Here is a 21,438-nt window from a genome sequence, read left to right on the forward strand (position 1 = left end):
ATCGACATTGACATATTTAGTAACGGTTTTGGTTGAAGCATTGGTTATTTTAGTTGATGATAAATATTGTGCACTGACATAGCCTGTTTTTCCCAGCGCCCTCACTTTAGACCAGCCATTCGCTGTTGAGTATACGGTAACACTCGTCCCTCTTGGCAGTCTTGCTAAAATGGATCCTTTCGTTGAGGCTTTTGAACGCAAAAGCAGTGAGGATCCTTGATCTACCTTTACGTATTTTGTTGCCGTTTCGGCAGCAACTGCAGCCGGATGCAGGAACTTGGTTATCGCATTGCCCGATGGTTTCTGGACAGCTTTCGTAAAAGCTGGGGTAGACATAACGGCAAAGCATAACGTTGGGATGACTAAACTTTTTTTCATCTCAATCCCCTTTCATAAAATTTTTTCAGGGCCGTAATCTCCAAAATTATCATCTGAGTGCCCTTTCAATCTATTATATCGGAAACCTCATGAAATTTTTAACAATAAATAGAGAAACAGGTATTTTCAATCTGAAACATAAGCGCTTCTATTTAAGGAATACAATGAATAAAAATAGAAGAAATGCGATAAGAAATAAAATTAGGATATAAATTTTGAATACAAAAGGAGCGTGAAACTTTGAAGAAAATCATGCTGGTCACTGGTATTCTGCTTTTAGCAGCTTTCCTTGTGTTTGTGAATTTACGGAAACCGTTCTCATTCGATGAAAAAAATACAACAGAGAAAAAAGAACATGCCGTTACAAAGGCACAAACCGTATCCACTGCCCCGAAAGCAGAAGAAGGAAAGCCGGCGCCGGATTTTGAATTAACGAATGTACGAGGACAATCCGTAAAGCTGTCCGATTTTAAAGGAAAAAAAGTAATATTGAATTTTTGGGCTTCCTGGTGTCCACCCTGTAAAGCCGAGATGCCGGATATGCAGAAGTTTTATGAAAAAAACCAAGATGTGGAGATATTGGCTGTCAATTTAACCAATGCGGAAACCAATGAGAACGCCCCATTAAATTTCGTGAAAAAAAACGGCCTTACTTTCCAAATCCTGTATGATCTAAACGGATCCGTCAGCAGCCGGTACAAGGCTTTCACCATTCCTACCAGTTATATTATTGATTTTAAAGGGATCATCACGCATAAAATCATCGGGCCGATGGATGAAAAAACGATGGCGGAGTTGACAGCGGATATAGAATAAAGAATAGGAAAAATGGATGACAGAAGAAGAATTATCCCTGAAAAAATGAGAAAGGGCTTATCGTTTGGCAAGCCCTTTTTTGGATGACATATTAAACGGATTTGCTGATTTTATCCAATACAGACAGGCCATTGCCAAATTTGCACATGGCGTCGCAGTCGCATCTTAAATCTTTAAATAAAATATACGAAATGGGTACAGAGTCGGCTTTCTTGAAAGAGGGCCTTAACAATTGGGCTTGGATTTCTTTTTCTCTTTTTTCCGGGGCCACTAAATAGAGCCGGCAATCTTTTTCAATAGAAAGGGAGAGATCATTGAGTCTTAAAATACCCGAATAGATGGTGGTGCTTTTTTCTACCTCAAAGCCGCTTACGATATTGTTTCCATTGCCCAGCCAAAGTACATCGATAAGGGAAATGGTACCATATACGGAAGGCGGGACATGATTTAACTCCAGGTGTTTAATGGAGAGCTCACCTAAACTTACACCGTTCCATTTTCTTTTATGGTCATTGCGTGCTATCCACACTTTGTAGCCTAAAGCCCGCCCTAATTTGGCAAGATCATATTGCATTTCTGAATGGGAGTTTTCCTCCGCCATATCTTTCTCTACTTCTTTATGTCGGCGTGCAATTGCTTTTACCTGCTTATCCAGTTCATTTTGTAATACAAGTTTTGCATTTTCATCGATGACTAAACGGTTCGATCCGATTTCAAATAGAAGGCCGGCGAAAGCGCCCAAATCTTTGGACAGCATGTTACGGTATTCCTGATTTTTAAAGAGAATAATCTCCCTCATTTTTAAATACTCAGGCCAGGAGCCGAGTTTAATTTTTTGGCTGAACAGCAAATTAAAGCCTTTCACAATGGCTGTATTAAACGGAGGAAATAAAGTCGGATGCAAAAAATAGATTATATTTGCAACAGCCGGTCCTAGCCCTTTTATGTTGTATCCATTCAATTCACGTATTTCATCCAAAACTTGTTTTTCATTTGTTGCATTCAGGCACGCTTTCAAAAACCGCCCGAACGCTTTTTTGTTTGCCTCATTTTCGTAAATATCCGGGATACGCAGTTTTGGTTTCCAAAAAAATGCATGGGCGGCGCCTTCAAATATTTGTTTCTGTTCTGATATCGCCGTCACTACCGTTTCTAAACTGGAACCTTTAAAATCATTTCCAAACTTGCCTTCTTCAATTTCATCTATAACCTTTGCCAGGCTTTTTCTAATGGACCGGAAAGCTTTTAATCTATCATCATTATTTAAGAACCAAGTGTGGTATACGGACTCGGGGTCATTTTTATAGGTGTTGATGATGTCTTCCATTGATAAAACTCCTTTTTAAAAATGGCAATTTTACTAAATTATACTAATATTATATCTAAAAAATAGAGGCGGGGAACGAGTGGTAAAGAAAAAATTTGTTACAGAGACAATTGATGATAAAAAATGAAGTAATCCACACTGTCTAATTATGAGATAAAAAATCTTTTTGGGTCCACAACCCCTTATACCCCACTCCCCAAACGGTGATCAAAGTATGATATACCGAAAACCGGCATTTCTCAGCTTGTTCTGGACGTTGCGGATATTCCTCGAAAAACAAAGAATTAGTTGGAAGCCATTACAGGCCAATATAAGCATGTTTAAGGAATTTTTTAGAAAAAGGTGATACATTAAGTATGAAGATCGAAATATAATTTGGAGAGCGAAAATTAAAAATGAAAGGATGCTTGTCTATGCATATGTGGTACAATGAGTACGGTGGATACGGCATGATGGGCGTTTTCGGGATGATTGGCATGATCGTCCAGCTGTTGATTTTCATATTAATTATTTATTTGATTGTAATTGGCATTAAAAAAGTAAGCGAAAAAGATTTCGGGGTTCATCCGAAAGAAGACCGTAGCCTGGAAATATTGCGGGAACGGTATGCAAAAGGCGAGATCACGGAAGAAGAATTTAAGAAAATGAAGAAAGACTTGGCGGAATAAGGGGCTGCAATTGGCTCCTTTTTCGTTAAATTTTATTGACAATATACCTATAGGGGTATAAAATGAGTTTTGTAAATACCAAGTTAAATAAAAATCAAATTATTTTTTGGTTTCCAATATACCTATATGGGTATTTAGACAGATCATTAGGAGGTAAATATCATGGCTGTAAAGAAAGTGATCATCGTAGGAGGTGTAGCCGGCGGGGCAACCGCTGCCGCCAGACTCAGAAGGCTGAGTGAAGACATCCAAATCGTTCTTGTGGAACGCGGTGAATACATCTCTTTCGCAAACTGTGGATTGCCGTACTATATCGGCGAAACGATCAAGGACCGCAGCAATCTTCTTGTGCAGACGGTTGAGGGCATGTCGAAACGGTTCAATATAGATATCCGCACTTTAAGCGAAGTAACAAAAATTGATCCGGAGAAGAAGGCTGTCACCATACAAAACTTGCGGACCAATGAAGTGTACGAAGAAACGTACGACAAGCTGCTCTTGTCCCCGGGTGCACGCCCGATTGTGCCGCCTGTTCCGGGGCTGGGAGAAAACAAAACGCTCTTTACGCTTCGCAATATCCCGGATACGGATCGCATCAAAAACTTTGTGGATCAGGAAAAACCGGAACGTGCAGTGATTATTGGCGGCGGTTTTATCGGCCTTGAAATGTCGGAAAACCTTGCACATCGCGGGATTCAAGTGACAATCGTAGAGATGGCAAACCAAGTGATGGCGCCAATCGATTATGAAATGGCGAGCCTTGTACACAACCATTTGAAAGAAAAAGGCGTCCGCCTTGTGTTGGAAAACGGGCTTCAAGCTTTTGCAAATGAAGGAAAAAAAGTGATTTTATCAGACGGGACAGAAATTGAAACGGATATGACGATTTTGGCGATCGGCGTCCGTCCGGAAAACCAATTGGCAAAGGATACGGGCCTTGCTTTGGGCGGGCGCGGCGGCATTGTTGTTAACGAATACTTGCAAACTTCAAATGAAGATATTTACGCAGTCGGTGATGCGGTAGAAGTTGTGGATTACATCAACGGAAACAAGACAATGATCCCGCTTGCGGGACCGGCAAACCGGCAAGGGCGCATTGCCGCCAATAACATCATGGGCAAAAAGGAAAAATACGAGGGGACGCTCGGCACTTCGATTGCAAAAGTATTTGACCTCTCTGTTGCGGTAACCGGCAATAACGAAAAAACGCTGAAACGGCTTGGCGTGTCATACGAAGTCGTCCATATTCATCCGAGTTCGCATGCCGGCTATTATCCGGGCGCCACGCCGATTTCCTTGAAACTGATTTTTGACAAAGATACTGGAAAAATTTTCGGAGCACAGGCGGTCGGTACGGACGGCGCTGATAAACGGATCGATGTCATTGCGACGGCCATTAAAGGCGGCTTAACTGTTGAAGATTTGACGAACCTGGAACTTTCCTATGCTCCGCCATATTCTTCTGCGAAAGACCCGGTCAACATGGCTGGCTATGTCGCTACCAATCTCATGAACGGGGAACTCGAACATGTCCAGTGGCATGAAATTGACAAGATCATTGAAGATGACGGGATTTTGATAGACGTCCGGGAACCGATAGAACGCGAATTCGGCCATATCAAAGGATCGATCAATATTCCGCTGAACGAATTAAGGGACAGGCTCGATGAAATTCCGAAAGACAAAACCGTTTATGTCAGCTGCCAGGTTGGTTTGCGCGGCTATTTGGCTACGAGGATTCTGAAAAACAACGGTTTTGACGTGAAAAACGTGGACGGTGGATGGAAAACATACTCCGGCGTGTTTGGAAGCAACATTGAAAATGACAGCAAAACGACTGTGAATGACAGAGGCGAAACGGAAGTTACAGGTGAAGTACAGGCGGATAAAGTACTGGATGTGAGCGGTCTGGTTTGCCCGATGCCGGTGATCCGCTTGAAAAAAGGCATCGAAACAATTAAAAGCGGCGAAGTGCTTGAACTGCATGCAACAGACAGAGGCGCGCTCAATGATCTTCCGGCATGGTCAAGAAATGCAGGCCATCAAATTTTGAAAACCGAACAAGACGGACCAACGATTAAATTCTGGATTCAGAAAAAATAATAGCGGAGGCGCAATATGACGATCTTAAATATTGTCATCCTGGTATTGATCGTGCTGCTTGTGATTCCCCGCCTGATCCCGGCAAAAGGGGTCAGGCAGATCACCACAGCAACGTTAAAGAATGAATTAAAAGATAAAGGGAAGCAATTTATTGATGTGCGAACGCCTGCAGAGTTCAAAGGGAACCACATCAAAGAATTTAAAAACATCCCTTTGCACCAGCTGGCCGAAAAATCCGCACAGCTTTCGAAAGACAAAGAAGTGGTGGTCATCTGCCGAAGCGGGATGAGAAGCAGCAAAGCATGCAAAATTTTAAAGAAACAGGGATTTAAGCAGATCACAAATGTAAAAGGCGGCATGTCAGCGTGGAGATAGCTTGGGATGCCAGATACCCCTCCCTGTATAATTCGGGCAGTCCACTGATAAATAGGTAAGAAGTGCTGATATGTATTGAATTTCCGCTGATATTTTCCAAAAACCGCTGATAAAAGCATGAGAACCGCTGATTTTTTATGAAACAGCATTGGAGATACCCCTTGTAAAACAAAAAGGAGAGAAGACAGATGAACAATGTAACAGTTTATACTACGACGCATTGCCCGTTTTGCGCGATGCTAAAAAACTTTTTAAACGGACAGAACATTCCTTACAGAGAAGTAAATGTGGAAAGGGACCCTGCGATGATGCGGAAACTTGTCGCAACAACCGGGCAGATTGGCGTTCCACAAACCGAAATCAACGGCAAATGGGTGATCGGTTTTGACCCGGAAGGCATTATGCAGGCATTACAAAATTGAGGAGAGATGAAACATGGGAAAAGTAGCGATCATTGCAAGCAACGGCGGATTGTTTGATGCCTATAAAGTATTTAACATTGCAACAGCAGGGGCAGCGTCCGACATGGAGGTGGCCATCTTTTTCACATTTGAAGGATTGAACCTCATCCATAAAGAAGTGCATAAAAATTTGCCGATGCCGGAAGGAAAAGAAAACTATGCGGAAGGTTTTGCGAAAAGCAACACCCCTTCTATTCCTGAACTCGTTGAAATAGCAAAAGACCTGGGTGTAAAATTCATCGCCTGCCAGATGACAATGGATGTCATGGGCCTGAAGAAAGAAGATTTTATCGACGGCACTGAAGTCGGCGGCGCTGTCACTTTTCTCGAATACGCAAAAGATGCGGATGTAACGCTGGCGTTTTGAAAAAGAGCGGAGACTCTCCCTCGAGTCCCCGCTCTTTTTTATTGAATTTCAATCCTTTTTCCGGATGAACCTTCTTTCGTTTTCTTCGGGATGTTGATTTTCAGGACGCCGTTATCAAGGGTGGCGCTGATTTCGTCTTCTTTAATATTGTCGACATAGAACTGCCGGACGAATTCGCCGTAGCGGCGTTCCTGCCGAATGACTTTATTTTTTTCGTCTTTGCTTTCTTCCATTTGGTCGCGTTTTGCGCGGATCGTTAAATAGTTATTGTTCACATCAATCGTAATGTCTTCTTTGGAAAAGCCAGGCAATTCCGCTTCAACGAGATAAGCATCTTCTTTTTCAGTAATATCTGTCCGGAACGAGTTGGCATTACCGTTGAACGGTGTTAAAGCATTTGTGTCAAACATATCATTGAAGGTCTTAAGCATACGTTCGAAAACATCTTCATTCCTTCTGAATGGCATTAAATCAAACATCTCAAAATCCCTCCTTCTACTTACACTATCATTATACCCTGCTGAAATCGGTTTAAAACAAAGATACTATTCAAAATAAATTTGTTCACAAAAGCGTCAAAACTTATTAATAGAACTCCTGCACAAAAAAACGTTAAGATGATACCGAACATAAAAATAACAAAAAGCAGGGGTAATATGAAAAAGAGAGTATGGATAACAGCCATTATCCTATTGGCTATCGTGATCATCGGGGGTGCCGTTTTTTACAGTTGGCACGTGAAAAAGAGCGCGGAGCAAAAAGACGCGCAGCATCCTGCACTGCCGATTCCGGCGGTGCTTAAAGACACCAATCCGGATCCGGATGTGGCGGATTTCACTTTAACCGCACAGCATGGCAAAAAAGAATTTATAGCTGGAAAAACGTCAACGACATACGGGTATAACGGCAATTATTTAGGTCCTGTGATCAGGGTGAGAAAAGGCGAAAAGGTCAATATGACAGTAAAAAACGACTTAAAAGAAGTGACAACGGTACACTGGCATGGCCTTCTGGTACCGGGTTCCGCAGACGGAGGCCCACATAATACGATTTTGCCGGGCAAAACGTGGAAAGTCAGCTTTACCGTAAGCCAGCAGGCAGCCACGCTTTGGTACCATCCGCACCCGATGGGAAAGACGGGTGAACAGGTTTATAAAGGCCTGGCCGGGCTGATTTATGTCGATGATCAAAATTCGGAGAAACTAGATATCCCGAAAGACTACGGAAAAAACGATTTTCCGCTCGTGCTGCAGGACCGCCGTTTTACGAAAAACGGGCAATTGTCCTATAAATTGGACATGAACGACCAAGTATTCGGCTTTCAGGGCACGACCGAACTCGTCAACGGCGTAATCCAGCCGCAATTGACAGTCAAACGCGGTCTTGTCCGCCTCCGGATTTTAAACGGCTCAAACGGCAGGACGTATAATCTGCACCTAAGCGGCAACCAAACATTTACGCAAATTGCATCTGACGGCGGGTTCCTTGCATCGCCGGTGAAAATGAAAAAACTGACACTTTCAGCCGGAGAGCGCGCGGAAATCCTTGTTGATTTTTCCAAGCTAAGAGACGGCGGTATGCTCCAGTTGAAAAACGGAAAAGAAACGCTGATGTATTTTAAAGTTAAAGGCAAATACACAAAATCTTACAGCGTCCCAAGGAAACTTGCAACCATTAAGAAAATCCCGGATTCAAAAGCGGTCAAAACCCGCAAATTTGTGATGAGCGGCATGGGCCCGAATGTCAGCATCAACGGCAAGCAAATGGATATGAACCACATTGATGAAACAGTGAAACTGCATTCCATCGAAATTTGGGAAATCAAAAACGCTTCAACTTCCATGGGGACGAAAAAAATGGTGCACCCGTTCCATGTCCACGGTGTCCAGTTCCAGATTTTGAGCATAAACGGCAAAACGCCGCCTGCAAATGAGCAGGGCTGGAAAGATACAGTGCTCGTCAATCCGGGAGATACGGTGAAAGTGATAATGCGGTTCCCGTTTAAAGGCATTTATATGTATCACTGCCATATCCTCGAACATGAAGACCTTGGCATGATGGGGCAGTTTGAAGTGAAATAAGCCAGAAAGGGAGTTCTCGCAAAAGTCCTTTTTAAACAAGAAAACCCGTTGAGAAATTACTTTTTCTCAAAGGGTTTTCTTGTTTAGAGCAAAATTTTCCCGAGGAAACGGTTCAGAGAAGCTTTGTCAGGATCATTAGAGCAAAAATCTCTGGAGAAACGGCTTTGAGAAGCTGTGTCACGACCGTTAGAGCAAAATTCCTACTTAAATGGGGCTTTTGGGACAGCTCCGTTACGCTTTCAGTGAAAAATCTTCTACTCCGCCAAATGTACCGCCAAATAAAACAGTGCAATGCCTTCCGCTGTTTTCGGATCAATGCCCGTGACTTCGGTGATTTGCTTCAGCCTGTAATGGAGCGTATTAATATGCACATGGAGCTGAGCGGCTGTTTCTTTCAGCGACAGGTTGTTTGCAAGATAGGCTTGCAATGTTTCTGCGAGGCCCGCATGTTCCTGCAGTTTCGCGATTGTTTTTTGCAAATACTCCTGGCGCGCCTCTTCCGACACTTCTTCTATCAGCAGATCAAGGAGCAGGTCTTCATAAAACACAATACCGCCTTTTTTTCCGGCAACTTTCAAAGCTTTCTGTGCTTCTTTGAACGACTGGCGGATCACATATGTATCGGCTGTTTTTCCGACCCCGACTGCGCAATTTGGCGCAAATCGCCGCTTAAAATCTTCCAATTGCCCATAAAACCGTTCTTTTGAAAACGGCGCTTCCACGCTTTTCAGCAGCAAAAACAACCCCGGACCCCAGTGCACAATCATGTCGCGGTCCGTTTCAATATAGGATTGCAGCCGTTCAAATATTTCTGTTTCCCCCGATGGCGGCACCGCCATTTTTAAAAAACAGCAGATGTGAGGCACCTGCATCGGAATCCCAAGCATCAGTCCCCGTTCAACGAAATGCTGGTCATACGCCTTTACTGTCGCCCATTCGTAGAAATATGCCTCGAGCCCCCTCGTTTTGGACTGTGCTTGTTCAGCATGGACGGTTTCCTGAATAATAAGCTCCGTCAGCCGGCGGATCAGCTCCGCATAATGTTCGACTTCTTTCGGATTGCCGGTGACGCCGATAACGCCAATCGTCCTCCCTTCGAACCGGATCGGCATATTGATCCCCATCCGCACCCCTTCCATTTGCGCCGCCATTTCTTCATCAATATACAATTTTTTGTTCGTTTGAAAAACTTTCTGTGCCCCCATATGGAAGTTTCCAATCCGGTCTTTTTGCGTCGAGGCCATGATCACCCCGTTTTCGTCCACAACAATAATATCCTCATCCATCACCGACTGCACTTCATTCACGATTTTTCCGGCAATTTTTGGAAACAACAGCATGTTGACCACCTTTGTATATAAATTTAAAAATCAACCAATAGTAACCGCTAAACTTTGTATTTTTATCTATATCATTCTTGCACTTTTAGCTTTATCATAAAATGAAGCACAAAACAATATTTTTCTCGTTAAAATATTGAAAATTTGCAGAACGGGGGGAAGGTTTGATGATTCAAGCCGATATAAAAGAAAAACTGCAGCAAATTGTTGGCCCGGAAAATTACGATGATTCGAAGGCGGGCAGGCTTGTGTATTCGTATGATGCAAGCCCGCAGTTTCAGTCAATGCCGGATGCGGTCGTGGCGCCGCGCAATAAAGAAGAAGTGCAGAAAATCGTAAAAATTTGCAACAAACACCGGATTCCTATTGTGCCGCGCGGGTCGGGCTCCAACCTTTGTGCCGGCACATGCCCGATAGAAGGCGGCATCGTGCTGTTGTTTAAGCATATGAACAAGATTTTGGAAATTGATGAAGAAAATCTGACGGTGACGGTGCAGCCCGGCGTCATTACGCTTGATATGATCAAAGCGGTTGAAGAAAAGGGGCTGTTTTACCCGCCGGACCCAAGTTCCATGAAAATCTCGACGATCGGCGGCAATATAAATGAAAATTCGGGTGGCTTGCGCGGCTTGAAATACGGTGTGACGCGCGATTATGTGCTGGCGCTTGAAGCCGTGCTCGCAAACGGTGAGATCATCCGCACCGGGGGCAAGCTGGCAAAAGATGTGGCCGGTTATGATTTGACGCGGCTTTTGGTCGGCTCGGAAGGTACTTTGGCCATTCTTACGGAAGCGACCTTGAAACTTGTGCCGATGCCGGAAACGAAAAAGACGATGCTTGCACTCTATCAGGATATCGAAGCGTGCGCGCAAACGGTATCCAATATTATCGCCAGCCGGATCATCCCGGCGACACTGGAATTTCTGGACCAGCCGACGCTGCAGGCGGTGGAAGCTTTTGCGCACATCGGGCTGCCTACGAATGTAAAAGCTGTGCTTTTAATTGAGCAGGATGGGCCGGAAGAAGTTGTTGAACGCGATATTGAAAAAATGGCGGAAATCTGCCGCGCAGAAAAGGCGGTGGATGTCCAGGTGGCAAAGTCCCCTGAGCATGCGGAAGCGCTGATGACGGCAAGAAGGACCGCTTTATCCGCGCTCGCCCGGCTGAAACCGACAACGATTTTGGAAGATGCGACCGTGCCGCGCTCGGAAATTGCAAAAATGGTTGTCGCGATTAATGGGATTGCCGAAAAATACGGGCTCAATATCGGGACATTCGGCCATGCTGGGGACGGGAACCTGCACCCAACCTGCCTCGCCGATATCCGGGATAAAGATGAAATGGAGCGGGTAGAAAAAGCGTTTGCGGAAATTTTCCAAAAAGCGATTGAACTCGGCGGGACCATTACCGGTGAGCATGGCGTCGGCGTAGCAAAAGCGCCGTATTTGGAATGGAAGCTCGGGCATACAGGCATTGAAGTAATGAAGGCGATTAAAAATGCGCTTGATCCGAACCATATTTTAAATCCAGGCAAAGTCTTTGCAAAAGAAACAAATCGTGTGGTGATGATGAAATGATTACAGCAGAACAACAAAAGGAAATTCAGAAAAAATTTAAAGAACGGATGGATCAGGATCAGCTGCTCAACTGCATGCGATGCGGCTTCTGCCTGCCGTCATGCCCGACGTATATTGAATCCGGATTCAAGGAATCCCATTCGCCGCGGGGGCGTATTGCATTAATGAAGGCGATGGTGGACGGAATAATTGAACCGGATGAAGATGTCGAACGCACATTGAATTTATGCCTCGGATGCCGGGCGTGCGAATCTGTGTGCCCGTCCGGCGTCAATTATGGGCATTTGCTGGAAGAAGCGCGCGACATTATCCAACAGAGCAAGAAAAAGAAGCAGTCCCTGCCGGTGAAAGTGCTCCGCAAAGCGGTTTTTGAAGAGCTGTTCCTGCATCAGAACCGGATGCGATTTTTAACGGGGCTGATCGGGTTTTACCAGCGGAGCGGCCTGCAAAAAGTGGCGCATGCAACCGGCGCCTTGAAGCTTTTGCCGAAAAACCTTGCTTCCATGGAAAAAGTGCTGCCGAAAATCCCGACGATGAAAGAAATGAAACATCGCCCGTCGCACTTGATGCCAAAAAAAGACGTGAAAAAACGCGTCGCCTTTTTTACTGGCTGCCTGATGGATACGATGTTTATGAAAACGAATGATGCGACGATGAAACTGCTCAAGATGGCAGGCTGTGAGATTGTCATCCCGCAAAACCAGGAATGCTGCGGCGCGCTGCACGGGCACGGCGGTGAGAAAGAAATGGCAAAAGACCTGGCAAAGCGCAATATCCGGGCTTTTGAAGATCTGAATGTTGACTATATTATTACGAACGCCGGGGGATGCGGCGCGTATTTAATTGACTACGGCAACCTTTTAAAAGATGACCCGGAATGGGCGGAACGGGCAGCCGAATTTTCAAGTAAAGTGAAAGATATTTCGGCTGTTCTTGTGGAATTGGGCTTCCATAAACGGAAACTCAGCTTGCCTGAGCAGGTAGTGACGTACCAGGATTCATGCCATTTGCGCAATGTGATGAAAACTTTTTCGGAACCGCGGCTTTTGCTGAAGTCGATCGAAAATGTTGAGTACCGGGAAATGAAAGAAGCGGACCACTGCTGCGGATCAGCCGGGATTTACAATATTGTAGAATCTGAGATGTCAATGCAGATTTTAGACCATAAAATGGAAAATGCAAAAGCAACACACGCCGAAACGATTGTCACCGCCAACCCGGGCTGCCTTCTGCAGATGAAGCTCGGCATTGAACGGTTGGGCTTGTCCGGAAAAGTGCGTGCAGTGCATATTGCGGATCTGCTGCTTGAAGCGGTGGAGGCTGAAGCTGAAGCGGCGGCAGTTATTAAATAATCGCGATTGATTAAGGAAGCCGGATCGACTGACATTCGAACCGGCTTTAATGGTATTCAACCCTCTTATGCGTACTCAGCGGGCGGATGTTTTGTTAGAATGAGAGTATGTGAATTTTGATACGGAGGGTTTAAAATGTTCGCAACTTTTCTTCACGGTTTTATCCTTGCTTTCGGGCTGATTTTGCCGCTCGGCCCGCAAAATGTATTTGTGTTTAACCAGGGGGCGCTGCAGCCTAATTTCACAAAAAGCCTGCCGGTTGTCCTGACTGCCTCGCTTTGTGATACAGTGCTGATCTCGCTTGCTATTCTCGGCGTATCTGTCGTGATTCTTGAATTTTCCTGGCTGCAAATCGTGTTATACGGCATCGGCTTTTTCTTTCTGCTTTATATGGGGTGGTCGATTTGGCGGGCATCCCCGGCCAAAGAAAGCGGGCACGAACATACGCTGCCCGCAAAAAAGCAGATCGCCTTTGCTCTCTCGGTTTCACTGTTAAACCCGCATGCAATACTCGATACGATCGGTGTGATCGGCACGAGCGCGATTGCTTACACGGGCAATGCAAGGTGGGCTTTTGCCATTGCCTGCATCGCCGTTTCATGGATCTGGTTTTTCAGCCTCGCCGTTGCCGGAAGGGTCATGGGAAGTCTCGATACAACAGGAAAATGTCTCGTGCGCATCAACAAAATTTCAGCACTCGTGATATGGGGTGTGGCCGTTTTGATTGCGAAAGAATTTTTAAAAGCATTCCACTTGATCTGAAGACCTATTAAATCATGTTTCGACGGTGTTGTGTGCCAGGAATCCAGCCAAGCTGGGGTCTTTTTTTTTAAAACGGATTTTAAGATTATCTTAAGCTTTTCCCATTACACTCATTTAAAATGGAAAAGCCCGGATAGAAAGGATGGTTCGATGAATCAGATGTGATGTATTCTGTCGTTGTCCCGGTTTTCAATGAAGCAGAAGTCATTCAATTGACGAACCGGCGCTTGAAAAAAGTGATGGACTGGGCCGGCAAACGATGAACTTTTTTTGTCAATGACGGCAGCAGGGATGAAACAAAAGACAGGCTACATGATTGTCCGCGGCACATACGGGATACGCGAAATGAAACGCGAAACCACAAGCATCGGGCTCTTCAGCCAATAAAAAATACAGCAAAACAGGAGAATGAAGATGATAAGCAAATGGAAAAACCGGATCGATTGCTGGCTGGCAGCAATACTCGCCTTCTCAGCCGTCTTAAATTTTTACAATCTGCAAAATGCAGGTTCAAATGAATATTATACGGTTGCGGTCAAAAGCATGATGAAAAGTTTCCACGCTTTCTTTTATGCCTCATTCGACCCGGCCGGTTTTATTACGGTCGATAAGCCGCCGGTTGCATTATGGATACAAGTTTTAAGCGCAAAAATTTTCGGCTTGAGCGACTGGAGCGTGTTGTTTCCGGAAGCTTTGGCAGGCGTCCTCTCGGTATGGCTGATGTATGTGATTGTCAAGCCAAAGTTTGGGCGGACTGCAGCGCTCGTTTCCAGCCTTGTGCTCGCCTGTTCACCGATTTTTGTCGCGGTCGTGCGTACAAACAATGTCGACAGCATTTTGATTTTGACGCTTCTCATCGCAGCATGGGCACTGATGAAAGCCGCAGATCAGGCGGAGTTCCGTTACTTGTTGCTGAGCATGGCGCTGGTCGGGGTCGGTTTTAATATCAAGATGCTGCAGGCCTATATGGTTCTTCTTGCGGTTTATCTGTTTTACTTGGTCGCAGCAAAAGTGAATTGGAAGAAAAAAATCCTTCATCTGGCTTCAGCGACAGTCATTTTGGCCGTCGTGTCGCTGTCATGGGCGGTAGTTGTCGATTCAATTCCGGCAAGCAAAAGGCCGTATATCGGCAGCAGCCAAACGAACTCTGTGCTGGAACTTGCTTTCGGGTATAACGGGATCCAGCGGCTGACCGGAAACCAAAGCGGAGGAAATAAAGCGAATGCGGATAAAGCTTTAACATCCGCGCAAAACAGCAGCCAGTCTTCCTCAAGTACCGCGCAAAACGGAAATTCTGGCACAAATGCGCAAAGAAACATGCCACAAATGCGGAACGGGCAGACGGGCGGCATGTTTGGGACAGGCACGCCGAGCATTTTCCGCCTTTTTCAATCGGAGTTATCCGGCCAAATCAGCTGGCTCATGCCGTTTGTGCTGATGACTATGGTTGCGCTCGTTGTCAGCTGGCGGAAAACAAGGAAATTTACCATGCAGCATAAATTCGCTCTGTTCTGGCTCGCCTGGCTCCTGCCGATGATGGCGTTTTTCTCTGTGGCTCAATTTTTCCATCAGTATTATTTAAGCATGATGGGGCCTGCCATTGCAGCATTGGTCGGGATCGGCTGGACACTGCTTTGGGATTTTTACCAAAACGAAAAGGATTGGAAAAACTGGCTTCTGCCGGCGGGCGTGCTTGCAACGTTCCTTTTTGAGGCGCTCATCCTTTACCAAAATAAAGATTCCATTGATTCAATTTGGATTTTCTGTACAATTATGGCCGGGTTCGTGCTCGCCGTACTGCTGGCGATGAAGCACCAGCCGAAAACCGCCCGTATTTTTGGGATGCTCAGCCTTGTCGGAATGCTTGCCATGCCGTTTTACTGGACGGTGCTGACGATTGGCAAAACGAATAACGCATCCACGCCGATAGCCGGGCCGGGCTCCGCTTCATTTGGAAAGGGAATGGCGATGGCTCGGGATGGCAATGTGCAGGAGCCCGGCGGCATGGCAGGAGGAAGTTTTAACGGTGATATGAGTAACCGCGGCCATATGCAGCCGCCGAATTTCGGTTCTTCGCTGAATCAGGATGCGGGGACGCCGCCAACAGGGAATGCATCCCAAGCAAAACAAGGCAATTTTGGCGAAAGACAGGTCAACACCAAACTGCTTTCTTATTTGAAAATGCATTACAATGGTGAAACGTACTTTCTTGCAACGGAAAGCGCACAAACCGCCGAAGCATACATGTTGAAGACTGATTATGCTGTGATGGCAATGGGCGGCTTTTCCGGCAGCGACCCGGCATTGACGCCTGAGAAGCTCGAAAAAATGGTGAAGTCGGGCAAAGTGAAATATTTCTTAATCTCAGGTAACGATTTCCGCATGGGCGGCAGCCAAAGCAGCGTGACGAATTGGATCAAAACCCATTGCAAAAAAGTACCTGAGAGCGAATGGAAAGATAGTTCAAACAGCCAAACGAATTTTGGCGGTCACTTTGGTGGCATCGAAACGTTGTATGTATATGAGGGATAAATTTTACCGAAACCGGCTCCGGGGATGGGCCGGTTTTTTGATCGGGGAATTTGTCATTTACCTGCCTGAAAAACTGCAAACAATTGGATTTTTTGTTGAAACTTTCGCTAAAATTGTTATGATGAAAGAAACTTGAATGAACAGGAAACGGACAATATACTCATAAACGGGCGCCCAAGCTTGCATCTTATGAGGAGAACGGTAAAATGAATGGAGTGTCACGGATTGTTACTGGAAAATTTTTTACCAAACCGTCAAGTGAAATCGGTGCTAATGATCAAGCCGGAAGAATTAAAAAAGCACGGCATTAAAGCCATTATTACCGATTTGGACAACACATTGGTCGAGTGGGACAGGCCAAGCGCCCCTCCGAAACTCATCCAATGGTTCCAGAATATGAAAAAACATGATATCAAAGTAACGATTGTATCCAATAATAATGAAACAAGGGTAAAAACGTTTGCGGACCCGCTTGGCATCCCGTTTTTATACAAAGCGAGAAAGCCGCGTGGCAGAGCTTTCCGACAGGCGCTTGACATCATGGGTGTGAAAAAAGAGGAAACCGTTGTGATCGGCGACCAGTTGCTGACGGATGTGCTCGGCGGGAACAGAAACGGTTTTTATACCATTCTTGTCGTTCCGGTTGCGCAATCGGATGGATTTTTGACAAAATTCAACCGGATGATTGAACGGCAAATTATGGGCTGGTTCAGGAAAAAAGGTTATTTAACTTGGGAGGATTGAATTTGGAAAAACAGGCAGTGCATTGCATCGGTTGTGGGGTGGAAATCCAGACGGAAGATCCGGATGTTTTAGGGTACGCCCCGAAGTCTGCGCTGGAAAAAGAACAGGTCATTTGCCAGCGCTGTTTCAGGCTGAAACATTACAATGAAGTGCAGGATGTCCCTTTAACGGACGATGATTTTCTAAAAATCTTAAACCGGCTCGGGCAGGTGGACGCGCTGATTGTTAAAATTGTCGATATTTTTGATTTCAACGGAAGCTGGCTGCCGGGGCTCCACCGGTTCGTCGGGAAAAACCCGGTACTTTTAATCGGCAATAAAGAAGACCTTTTGCCGAAATCGGTGAAAAGGGCGAAAATGGTCAACTGGATGAAGCAGCAGGCGAAAGAACTCGGGTTGCAACCGGTTGATGTGCTGCTTGTGAGCGCGGCAAAAGGGCATTCAATTGATGAGGCGATGGCGGCGATCGACCATTACCGGAACGGGAAGGATGTGTATGTTGTCGGCTGCACGAATGCCGGCAAATCCACCTTTATCAACCGTGTGATCAAGCAGGCAACAGGGGAAAAAGATGTGATTACCACTTCTTATTTTCCGGGGACGACGCTCGATATGATCGGGATCCCGCTTGATGACGGGACTTCTCTGTTTGATACGCCGGGCATTATCAATCACCACCAAATGGCCCATTTTGTCGGCAAAAATGAATTGAAGGTGATAACGCCGAAAAAAGAAATCAAGCCGATGGTATACCAGTTAAACGAAAAACAAACGCTGTTTTTCGGCGGGCTCTCCCGTCTCGATTATATAAAAGGCGGCAGGCGCCCGTTTGTCTGCTATGTTTCGAATGCCTTGAAAATCCACCGCACCAAACTTGAAAATGCGGATGCATTGTATGCACGGCAGCTCGGTGATTTGCTGCAGCCGCCGGGAAAAGGGCGGCTGGCCGAATTCCCGGAGCTGGTGCGGTATGAGTTTTCCATTAAAGAGCGGAAAACGGATATAGTTTTTTCCGGGCTCGGCTGGGTGACGGTCAATGAACCGGGTGCGGTAGTGGCTGCGTATGTGCCAAAAGGCGTGCGTGTCATGCTCCGCCGCTCATTGATTTAAAAATGGAAAAGGCAGGAATGTTGGTCTTGCCTTTCTTCCGTTACAATAGGGAGTGAGAATTTTGGCAGAACTGTATGGGGTGATAGGCGACCCGATTGCCCATTCTTTGTCGCCTGCCATGCACAATGATGCATTCCAGGCACTCGGATTGGATGCGTATTACCATGCCTTCCATGTTACGCCGGACAATCTGGAAGCGGCTGTAAAAGGCATGAAAGCGATCGGGGTGGCCGGTTTTAATGTGACCATTCCGCATAAAGCGGCAATTATGCAGTATCTCGATGACATTGACCCGATCGCAAAAACGATCGGCGCCGTCAATACGGTCGTGCGGCGTAGCGGCAGATGGATCGGGTATAATACGGATGGTCCGGGTTTTCTTCAGGCGTTAAAGGAAGAAATCGGCCGGCCTTTAGCGGGCGATAAAGTGTTGGTCATCGGTGCAGGCGGGGCGGCAAAAGCGATTTATTATTCACTGTGCCGTGAAGGGGCGCAGCAAGTTGATCTATCGAACCGCACAAAAGAAAAAGCTGAAGCCATCCGAAATGCCAATCCTTACCCGTGCCCGTCGCAGGTGCTTACGCTGGATGAAGCAGAAAAAAATCTCGGAAGCTATACACTCATCGTGCAGACCACTTCCATCGGCATGTACCCGAAAACGGATGCGCAGGCAGTTTCCTTGGCAAACTTACAACCAGGTGCATTTGTTTCCGATATCATTTATAATCCTTTTGAAACGAAATTTTTAAAAGAAGCCAAAAAACGCGGCGCCCGGACGCAAAATGGCCTCGGCATGTTTATTTACCAGGGGGCGGTCGCTTTTGAAAAATGGACAGGCATTAAACCGGATACGGAAAGAATGAAAAGCATCGTGTTGAAACATTTAGGAGGAAATGTATGTTAACAGGCAAACAAAAACGGTTTTTGCGTTCTAAAGCGCACCATTTGAACCCGATTTTCCAAGTCGGAAAAGGCGGGGTGAATGAAAATATGGTGAAGCAGGTCAGCGATGCCCTTGAGGCGCGGGAACTGATCAAAATCAGTGTCCTGCAAAACTGCGAGGACGATAAAGATACGGTTGCCGCCGAACTTACGGAAGGGTCGCAGGCGGAGCTCGTGCAAATCATCGGCAATACGATCGTCCTCTATAAAGAATCAAAGGATCATAAAGAAATCGTTCTGCCTTAAGGTGGTCAGGTATGAAAAAAAGAGTGGGAATTTTAGGCGGAACATTTGACCCTCCACATATCGGCCATCTCATTATTGCAAACGAAGTGCTGCAGGAATTGGAATTGGATGAAGTGCGGTTTATGCCGAACCAGGAACCGCCGCATAAAGAAAAAACCGCCGGCGTGACGGACCTGGATCGGCTGAATATGCTGGAGCTTGCCACAAGCGGCCAGCCTGCTTTTAAAATAGAGACGATTGAAATGGAAAGGCCCGGACGCTCGTATACGTATGATACGATAGTACTGCTCAAGGAACGCGAACCGGACACCCAATTTTATTTTATCATCGGTGCGGATATGATCGAATATTTGCCGAAATGGCGGAACATTGACGCGCTTGTCCGGCTCGTCCGATTTGTCGGCGTCAACCGGCCGGAGCATTCGCATCAAACCGCTTATCCGGTACAGTTTGTTGAAATTCCCGAAATCCATATTTCCTCATCGCTTATCCGCGCGCATTTGCAAAAAAAACGGTCGGTCAAGTATTTAATTCCGGATGCGGTGTGGGAATATATAAAGGAGCATCATTTATATGGAACGTGAGAAAGCATTGGAACTTGTCAAAGCACAGCTGACGGAACGCCGCTACGCCCATACGCTCGGTGTAGTGGAAACTGCCGTCCGTCTGGCAAAAAAATACCATGCAGATGAGAAAAAAGCAGAACTGGCGGCGATTTTCCATGATTACGCAAAGTTCCGCCCGGTGGATGAAATGAAGAGAATCATAATAGACCAAAAGATGGATGGACGGCTGCTTGCTTTCCACCATGAACTTTGGCATGCCCCGGTCGGCGCGTATTTGGTGGAAAAAGAAGCCGGGATTACTGATCGGGAAGTACTCGATGCGATAAAATATCATACAACCGGACGGGCAGGCATGACGAAGCTTGAGAAAATTGTGTATTTGGCCGATTATATTGAACCAGGGCGCAATTTCCTGGGGGTGGATGAAGCCAGGCGGCTTGCTGATGAAGATTTGGATAAAGCGGTGTTGTTTGCGGCGGGGCATACGATTGAATTTTTGATCAGCAAACACCAGACCATTTTTCCGGAAACTTTTGCGTTATACAATGATTTAGCGATGAAGAAAGAAGGGAAATGAATTTGGACAATCAGGCATTATTAAAAACAGTCGTGAAAGCTTGCGACGATAAACGCGCGGAAGATATTGTCGTGCTGGACATGCGGGGGATATCATTAATTGCCGATTATTTTCTCATTTGCAACGGCAATTCCGATAAACAAATCCAGGCCATTGCCCGTGAAGTAAAAGAAAAAGTCGAAGAAGCAGGGCACATGGTTAAACGGATTGAAGGATTTGAAGAAGGAAAATGGGTGCTGATTGACCTCGGGGATATTGTGGCCCATATTTTTAACCGTGATGAACGGAATTATTACAATTTGGAAAGGCTTTGGGGAGACGCGCCATCCGTCAGCATTGAGAGCGTGCTGTCATGAGCTATGAAGATTTCGCCTATGTGTATGACGTGTTAATGGAAGATGCACCTTACGCGGATTGGCTGCGGTGGATTAAAGCACAGCAACAGCAGTATGGCATTACAGGCAGGCGCATCCTTGACCTTGCCTGCGGGACAGGCGAATTGTCGGTGCACCTCGCCAGGGAAGGCTACGATGTAACCGGTGTGGACTTGTCGGAGAACATGCTCGCTGTTGCCAGCGAAAAAGCGCTTGTAGAAAGCTTGTACATTGTTTTTCTCCAACAAAACATGTGCATGCTTGAAGGCCTTCATGATTTTGATATCGTGGCGGTTTTCTGTGATTCGCTGAATTATTTGGAAACGGAAAGCGAAGTCAAAGAGACGTTCCGGCATGTGTATGGGGCACTCAGGCCTGGCGGAATGTTCCTGTTTGACGTGCATTCCATTTATAAAATCGACCGGTTGTTCCAAAACCATACGTTTGCCGATAACGGAGATGACGTCTCCTATATTTGGAACAGTTTTCCCGGCGCCTACCCGCATTCGGTTGAACATGAGTTAAGTTTTTTTGTTTTTGATGAAAAAACTGGCCTGTATGAACGGTTTGATGAATTGCATAAGCAGCGCACGTTCCCGGTTGAAACATATGGGAAATGGCTTAGAGAAGCCGGCTTTGAAGTAAAATCGCCTACTGCCGATTTTAAAGCGGAAGCGCCGGGGCCTGAGAGCGAAAGGATCTTTTTTACGTGCATCAAACGGTAGAAAAAGGCATTCTGTT

Annotated in this window: 23 protein-coding genes; 19 read left to right on the forward strand and 4 right to left on the reverse strand. The window is 45.9% G+C overall.

The window, feature by feature from the left end; translation table 11 throughout:
- Positions 1 to 378 (reverse strand): SH3 domain-containing protein (locus tag GBH70_RS03765; RefSeq protein ID WP_151679782.1); only part of this gene is annotated, 378 nt, incomplete at its 3' end.
- Positions 379 to 618: 240 nt separating this feature from the next.
- Between GBH70_RS03765 and GBH70_RS03770 the strand changes: the two genes are divergently transcribed.
- On the forward strand, positions 619 to 1,194 hold the full coding sequence (locus GBH70_RS03770) for a peroxiredoxin family protein (RefSeq protein ID WP_172967456.1): 576 nt from the start codon (positions 619 to 621) through the stop codon (positions 1,192 to 1,194).
- A gap of 91 nt (positions 1,195 to 1,285) precedes the next feature.
- Here GBH70_RS03770 and GBH70_RS03775 read toward each other — a convergent pair whose 3' ends face one another.
- Positions 1,286 to 2,521, reverse strand: a complete 1,236-nt coding sequence (locus tag GBH70_RS03775; protein ID WP_151679783.1) for a type II restriction enzyme NmeDI-related protein — start codon at positions 2,519 to 2,521, stop codon at positions 1,286 to 1,288.
- Between the two features lie 413 nt (positions 2,522 to 2,934).
- Here GBH70_RS03775 and GBH70_RS03780 point away from each other — a divergent pair, with 413 nt between their 5' ends.
- From GBH70_RS03780 to GBH70_RS03800, 5 genes are all read left to right on the forward strand, one after another.
- Entirely contained in the window at positions 2,935 to 3,189 is a 255-nt protein-coding gene (locus GBH70_RS03780; protein ID WP_014097942.1) for an SHOCT domain-containing protein, read from the forward strand.
- A gap of 162 nt (positions 3,190 to 3,351) precedes the next feature.
- Entirely contained in the window at positions 3,352 to 5,292 is a 1,941-nt protein-coding gene (locus GBH70_RS03785) for a CoA-disulfide reductase (protein ID WP_026683220.1), read from the forward strand.
- A gap of 15 nt (positions 5,293 to 5,307) precedes the next feature.
- Positions 5,308 to 5,667: a rhodanese-like domain-containing protein gene (locus GBH70_RS03790; RefSeq protein WP_151679784.1), complete on the forward strand. Its 360-nt coding sequence runs from the start codon at positions 5,308 to 5,310 to the stop codon at positions 5,665 to 5,667.
- Positions 5,668 to 5,855: 188 nt separating this feature from the next.
- A complete protein-coding gene (locus GBH70_RS03795) occupies positions 5,856 to 6,089 on the forward strand; it encodes a glutaredoxin family protein (RefSeq protein WP_013859725.1) in 234 nt (77 codons plus the stop codon).
- A gap of 13 nt (positions 6,090 to 6,102) precedes the next feature.
- A complete protein-coding gene (locus GBH70_RS03800; RefSeq protein ID WP_013859724.1) occupies positions 6,103 to 6,495 on the forward strand; it encodes a DsrE/DsrF/DrsH-like family protein in 393 nt (130 codons plus the stop codon).
- Positions 6,496 to 6,533: 38 nt separating this feature from the next.
- Here the strand turns inward: GBH70_RS03800 and GBH70_RS03805 are convergent, their stop codons facing one another.
- Positions 6,534 to 6,974, reverse strand: coding sequence for an Hsp20/alpha crystallin family protein (locus tag GBH70_RS03805; RefSeq protein WP_013859723.1), 441 nt, complete (start codon positions 6,972 to 6,974; stop codon positions 6,534 to 6,536).
- Positions 6,975 to 7,151: 177 nt separating this feature from the next.
- On the opposite strand from GBH70_RS03805, the gene GBH70_RS03810 reads away from it, so the two are divergent.
- Positions 7,152 to 8,576 (forward strand): multicopper oxidase family protein, encoded by a 1,425-nt coding sequence (locus tag GBH70_RS03810; protein WP_014097945.1) that lies wholly within the window; start codon positions 7,152 to 7,154, stop codon positions 8,574 to 8,576.
- A gap of 254 nt (positions 8,577 to 8,830) precedes the next feature.
- Here the strand turns inward: GBH70_RS03810 and GBH70_RS03815 are convergent, their stop codons facing one another.
- Entirely contained in the window at positions 8,831 to 9,916 is a 1,086-nt protein-coding gene (locus GBH70_RS03815; RefSeq protein WP_151679785.1) for a CdaR family transcriptional regulator, read from the reverse strand.
- Positions 9,917 to 10,083: 167 nt separating this feature from the next.
- On the opposite strand from GBH70_RS03815, the gene glcD reads away from it, so the two are divergent.
- From glcD to GBH70_RS03875, 12 genes are all read left to right on the forward strand, one after another.
- The gene (gene glcD, locus GBH70_RS03820; protein ID WP_151679786.1) at positions 10,084 to 11,493 is read left to right on the forward strand and encodes a glycolate oxidase subunit GlcD; all 1,410 of its coding nucleotides are present in this window, start codon (positions 10,084 to 10,086) and stop codon (positions 11,491 to 11,493) included.
- Complete coding sequence (locus GBH70_RS03825) at positions 11,490 to 12,845, forward strand: (Fe-S)-binding protein (RefSeq protein ID WP_371862163.1); 1,356 nt, start codon at positions 11,490 to 11,492, stop codon at positions 12,843 to 12,845. Before glcD ends, GBH70_RS03825 begins: the two co-directional genes overlap by 4 nt.
- Positions 12,846 to 12,980: 135 nt before the next feature.
- Positions 12,981 to 13,607, forward strand: coding sequence for a LysE/ArgO family amino acid transporter (locus tag GBH70_RS03830; protein ID WP_151679787.1), 627 nt, complete (start codon positions 12,981 to 12,983; stop codon positions 13,605 to 13,607).
- Between the two features lie 414 nt (positions 13,608 to 14,021).
- A complete protein-coding gene (locus GBH70_RS03835; RefSeq protein WP_151679788.1) occupies positions 14,022 to 16,139 on the forward strand; it encodes a glycosyltransferase family 39 protein in 2,118 nt (705 codons plus the stop codon).
- Between the two features lie 225 nt (positions 16,140 to 16,364).
- Positions 16,365 to 16,883, forward strand: coding sequence for a YqeG family HAD IIIA-type phosphatase (locus GBH70_RS03840; protein WP_151679789.1), 519 nt, complete (start codon positions 16,365 to 16,367; stop codon positions 16,881 to 16,883).
- A 2-nt stretch (positions 16,884 to 16,885) separates the two neighbouring features.
- Complete coding sequence (gene yqeH / locus GBH70_RS03845) at positions 16,886 to 17,992, forward strand: ribosome biogenesis GTPase YqeH (protein ID WP_151679790.1); 1,107 nt, start codon at positions 16,886 to 16,888, stop codon at positions 17,990 to 17,992.
- Between the two features lie 61 nt (positions 17,993 to 18,053).
- A complete protein-coding gene (gene aroE / locus GBH70_RS03850; RefSeq protein ID WP_151679791.1) occupies positions 18,054 to 18,896 on the forward strand; it encodes a shikimate dehydrogenase in 843 nt (280 codons plus the stop codon).
- Positions 18,890 to 19,180, forward strand: a complete 291-nt coding sequence (yhbY, locus tag GBH70_RS03855; protein ID WP_151679792.1) for a ribosome assembly RNA-binding protein YhbY — start codon at positions 18,890 to 18,892, stop codon at positions 19,178 to 19,180. The genes aroE and yhbY overlap by 7 nt, the downstream gene beginning before the upstream one ends.
- A gap of 11 nt (positions 19,181 to 19,191) precedes the next feature.
- Positions 19,192 to 19,764 carry a nicotinate-nucleotide adenylyltransferase gene (locus GBH70_RS03860; protein ID WP_151679793.1) on the forward strand — a complete coding sequence of 191 codons (573 nt, stop codon included), beginning with the start codon at positions 19,192 to 19,194 and terminating at the stop codon, positions 19,762 to 19,764.
- Positions 19,754 to 20,323, forward strand: coding sequence for a bis(5'-nucleosyl)-tetraphosphatase (symmetrical) YqeK (yqeK, locus tag GBH70_RS03865; RefSeq protein WP_151679794.1), 570 nt, complete (start codon positions 19,754 to 19,756; stop codon positions 20,321 to 20,323). The genes GBH70_RS03860 and yqeK overlap by 11 nt, the downstream gene beginning before the upstream one ends.
- A gap of 2 nt (positions 20,324 to 20,325) precedes the next feature.
- Positions 20,326 to 20,679 carry a ribosome silencing factor gene (gene rsfS / locus GBH70_RS03870; RefSeq protein ID WP_151679876.1) on the forward strand — a complete coding sequence of 118 codons (354 nt, stop codon included), beginning with the start codon at positions 20,326 to 20,328 and terminating at the stop codon, positions 20,677 to 20,679.
- Positions 20,676 to 21,422: a class I SAM-dependent DNA methyltransferase gene (locus tag GBH70_RS03875; RefSeq protein WP_151679795.1), complete on the forward strand. Its 747-nt coding sequence runs from the start codon at positions 20,676 to 20,678 to the stop codon at positions 21,420 to 21,422. The genes rsfS and GBH70_RS03875 overlap by 4 nt, the downstream gene beginning before the upstream one ends.
- Positions 21,423 to 21,438: the final 16 nt, after the last annotated feature.

It is taken from the genome of Weizmannia acidilactici (assembly GCF_008974225.1).
GTDB classification, from domain to species: domain Bacteria; phylum Bacillota; class Bacilli; order Bacillales; family Bacillaceae_C; genus Weizmannia; species Weizmannia acidilactici.

Bases quoted from the DNA above. Each gene is read 5' to 3' on its own strand.
- GBH70_RS03795 (WP_013859725.1), top strand. From the start codon at position 5,856: ATGAACAATGTAACAGTTTATACTACGACGCATTGCCCGTTTTGCGCG.
- GBH70_RS03780 (WP_014097942.1), top strand. From the start codon at position 2,935: ATGCATATGTGGTACAATGAGTACGGTGGATACGGCATGATGGGCGTT.
- yqeK (WP_151679794.1), top strand. From the start codon at position 19,754: ATGGAACGTGAGAAAGCATTGGAACTTGTCAAAGCACAGCTGACGGAA.
- GBH70_RS03805 (WP_013859723.1), bottom strand. From the start codon at position 6,974: ATGTTTGATTTAATGCCATTCAGAAGGAATGAAGATGTTTTCGAACGT.
- GBH70_RS03830 (WP_151679787.1), top strand. From the start codon at position 12,981: ATGTTCGCAACTTTTCTTCACGGTTTTATCCTTGCTTTCGGGCTGATT.
- GBH70_RS03785 (WP_026683220.1), top strand. From the start codon at position 3,352: ATGGCTGTAAAGAAAGTGATCATCGTAGGAGGTGTAGCCGGCGGGGCA.
- GBH70_RS03800 (WP_013859724.1), top strand. From the start codon at position 6,103: ATGGGAAAAGTAGCGATCATTGCAAGCAACGGCGGATTGTTTGATGCC.
- GBH70_RS03810 (WP_014097945.1), top strand. From the start codon at position 7,152: ATGAAAAAGAGAGTATGGATAACAGCCATTATCCTATTGGCTATCGTG.
- GBH70_RS03815 (WP_151679785.1), bottom strand. From the start codon at position 9,916: ATGCTGTTGTTTCCAAAAATTGCCGGAAAAATCGTGAATGAAGTGCAG.
- GBH70_RS03825 (WP_371862163.1), top strand. From the start codon at position 11,490: ATGATTACAGCAGAACAACAAAAGGAAATTCAGAAAAAATTTAAAGAA.
- GBH70_RS03875 (WP_151679795.1), top strand. From the start codon at position 20,676: ATGAGCTATGAAGATTTCGCCTATGTGTATGACGTGTTAATGGAAGAT.
- GBH70_RS03790 (WP_151679784.1), top strand. From the start codon at position 5,308: ATGACGATCTTAAATATTGTCATCCTGGTATTGATCGTGCTGCTTGTG.
- GBH70_RS03835 (WP_151679788.1), top strand. From the start codon at position 14,022: ATGATAAGCAAATGGAAAAACCGGATCGATTGCTGGCTGGCAGCAATA.
- yhbY (WP_151679792.1), top strand. From the start codon at position 18,890: ATGTTAACAGGCAAACAAAAACGGTTTTTGCGTTCTAAAGCGCACCAT.
- GBH70_RS03775 (WP_151679783.1), bottom strand. From the start codon at position 2,521: ATGGAAGACATCATCAACACCTATAAAAATGACCCCGAGTCCGTATAC.
- GBH70_RS03860 (WP_151679793.1), top strand. From the start codon at position 19,192: ATGAAAAAAAGAGTGGGAATTTTAGGCGGAACATTTGACCCTCCACAT.
- glcD (WP_151679786.1), top strand. From the start codon at position 10,084: ATGATTCAAGCCGATATAAAAGAAAAACTGCAGCAAATTGTTGGCCCG.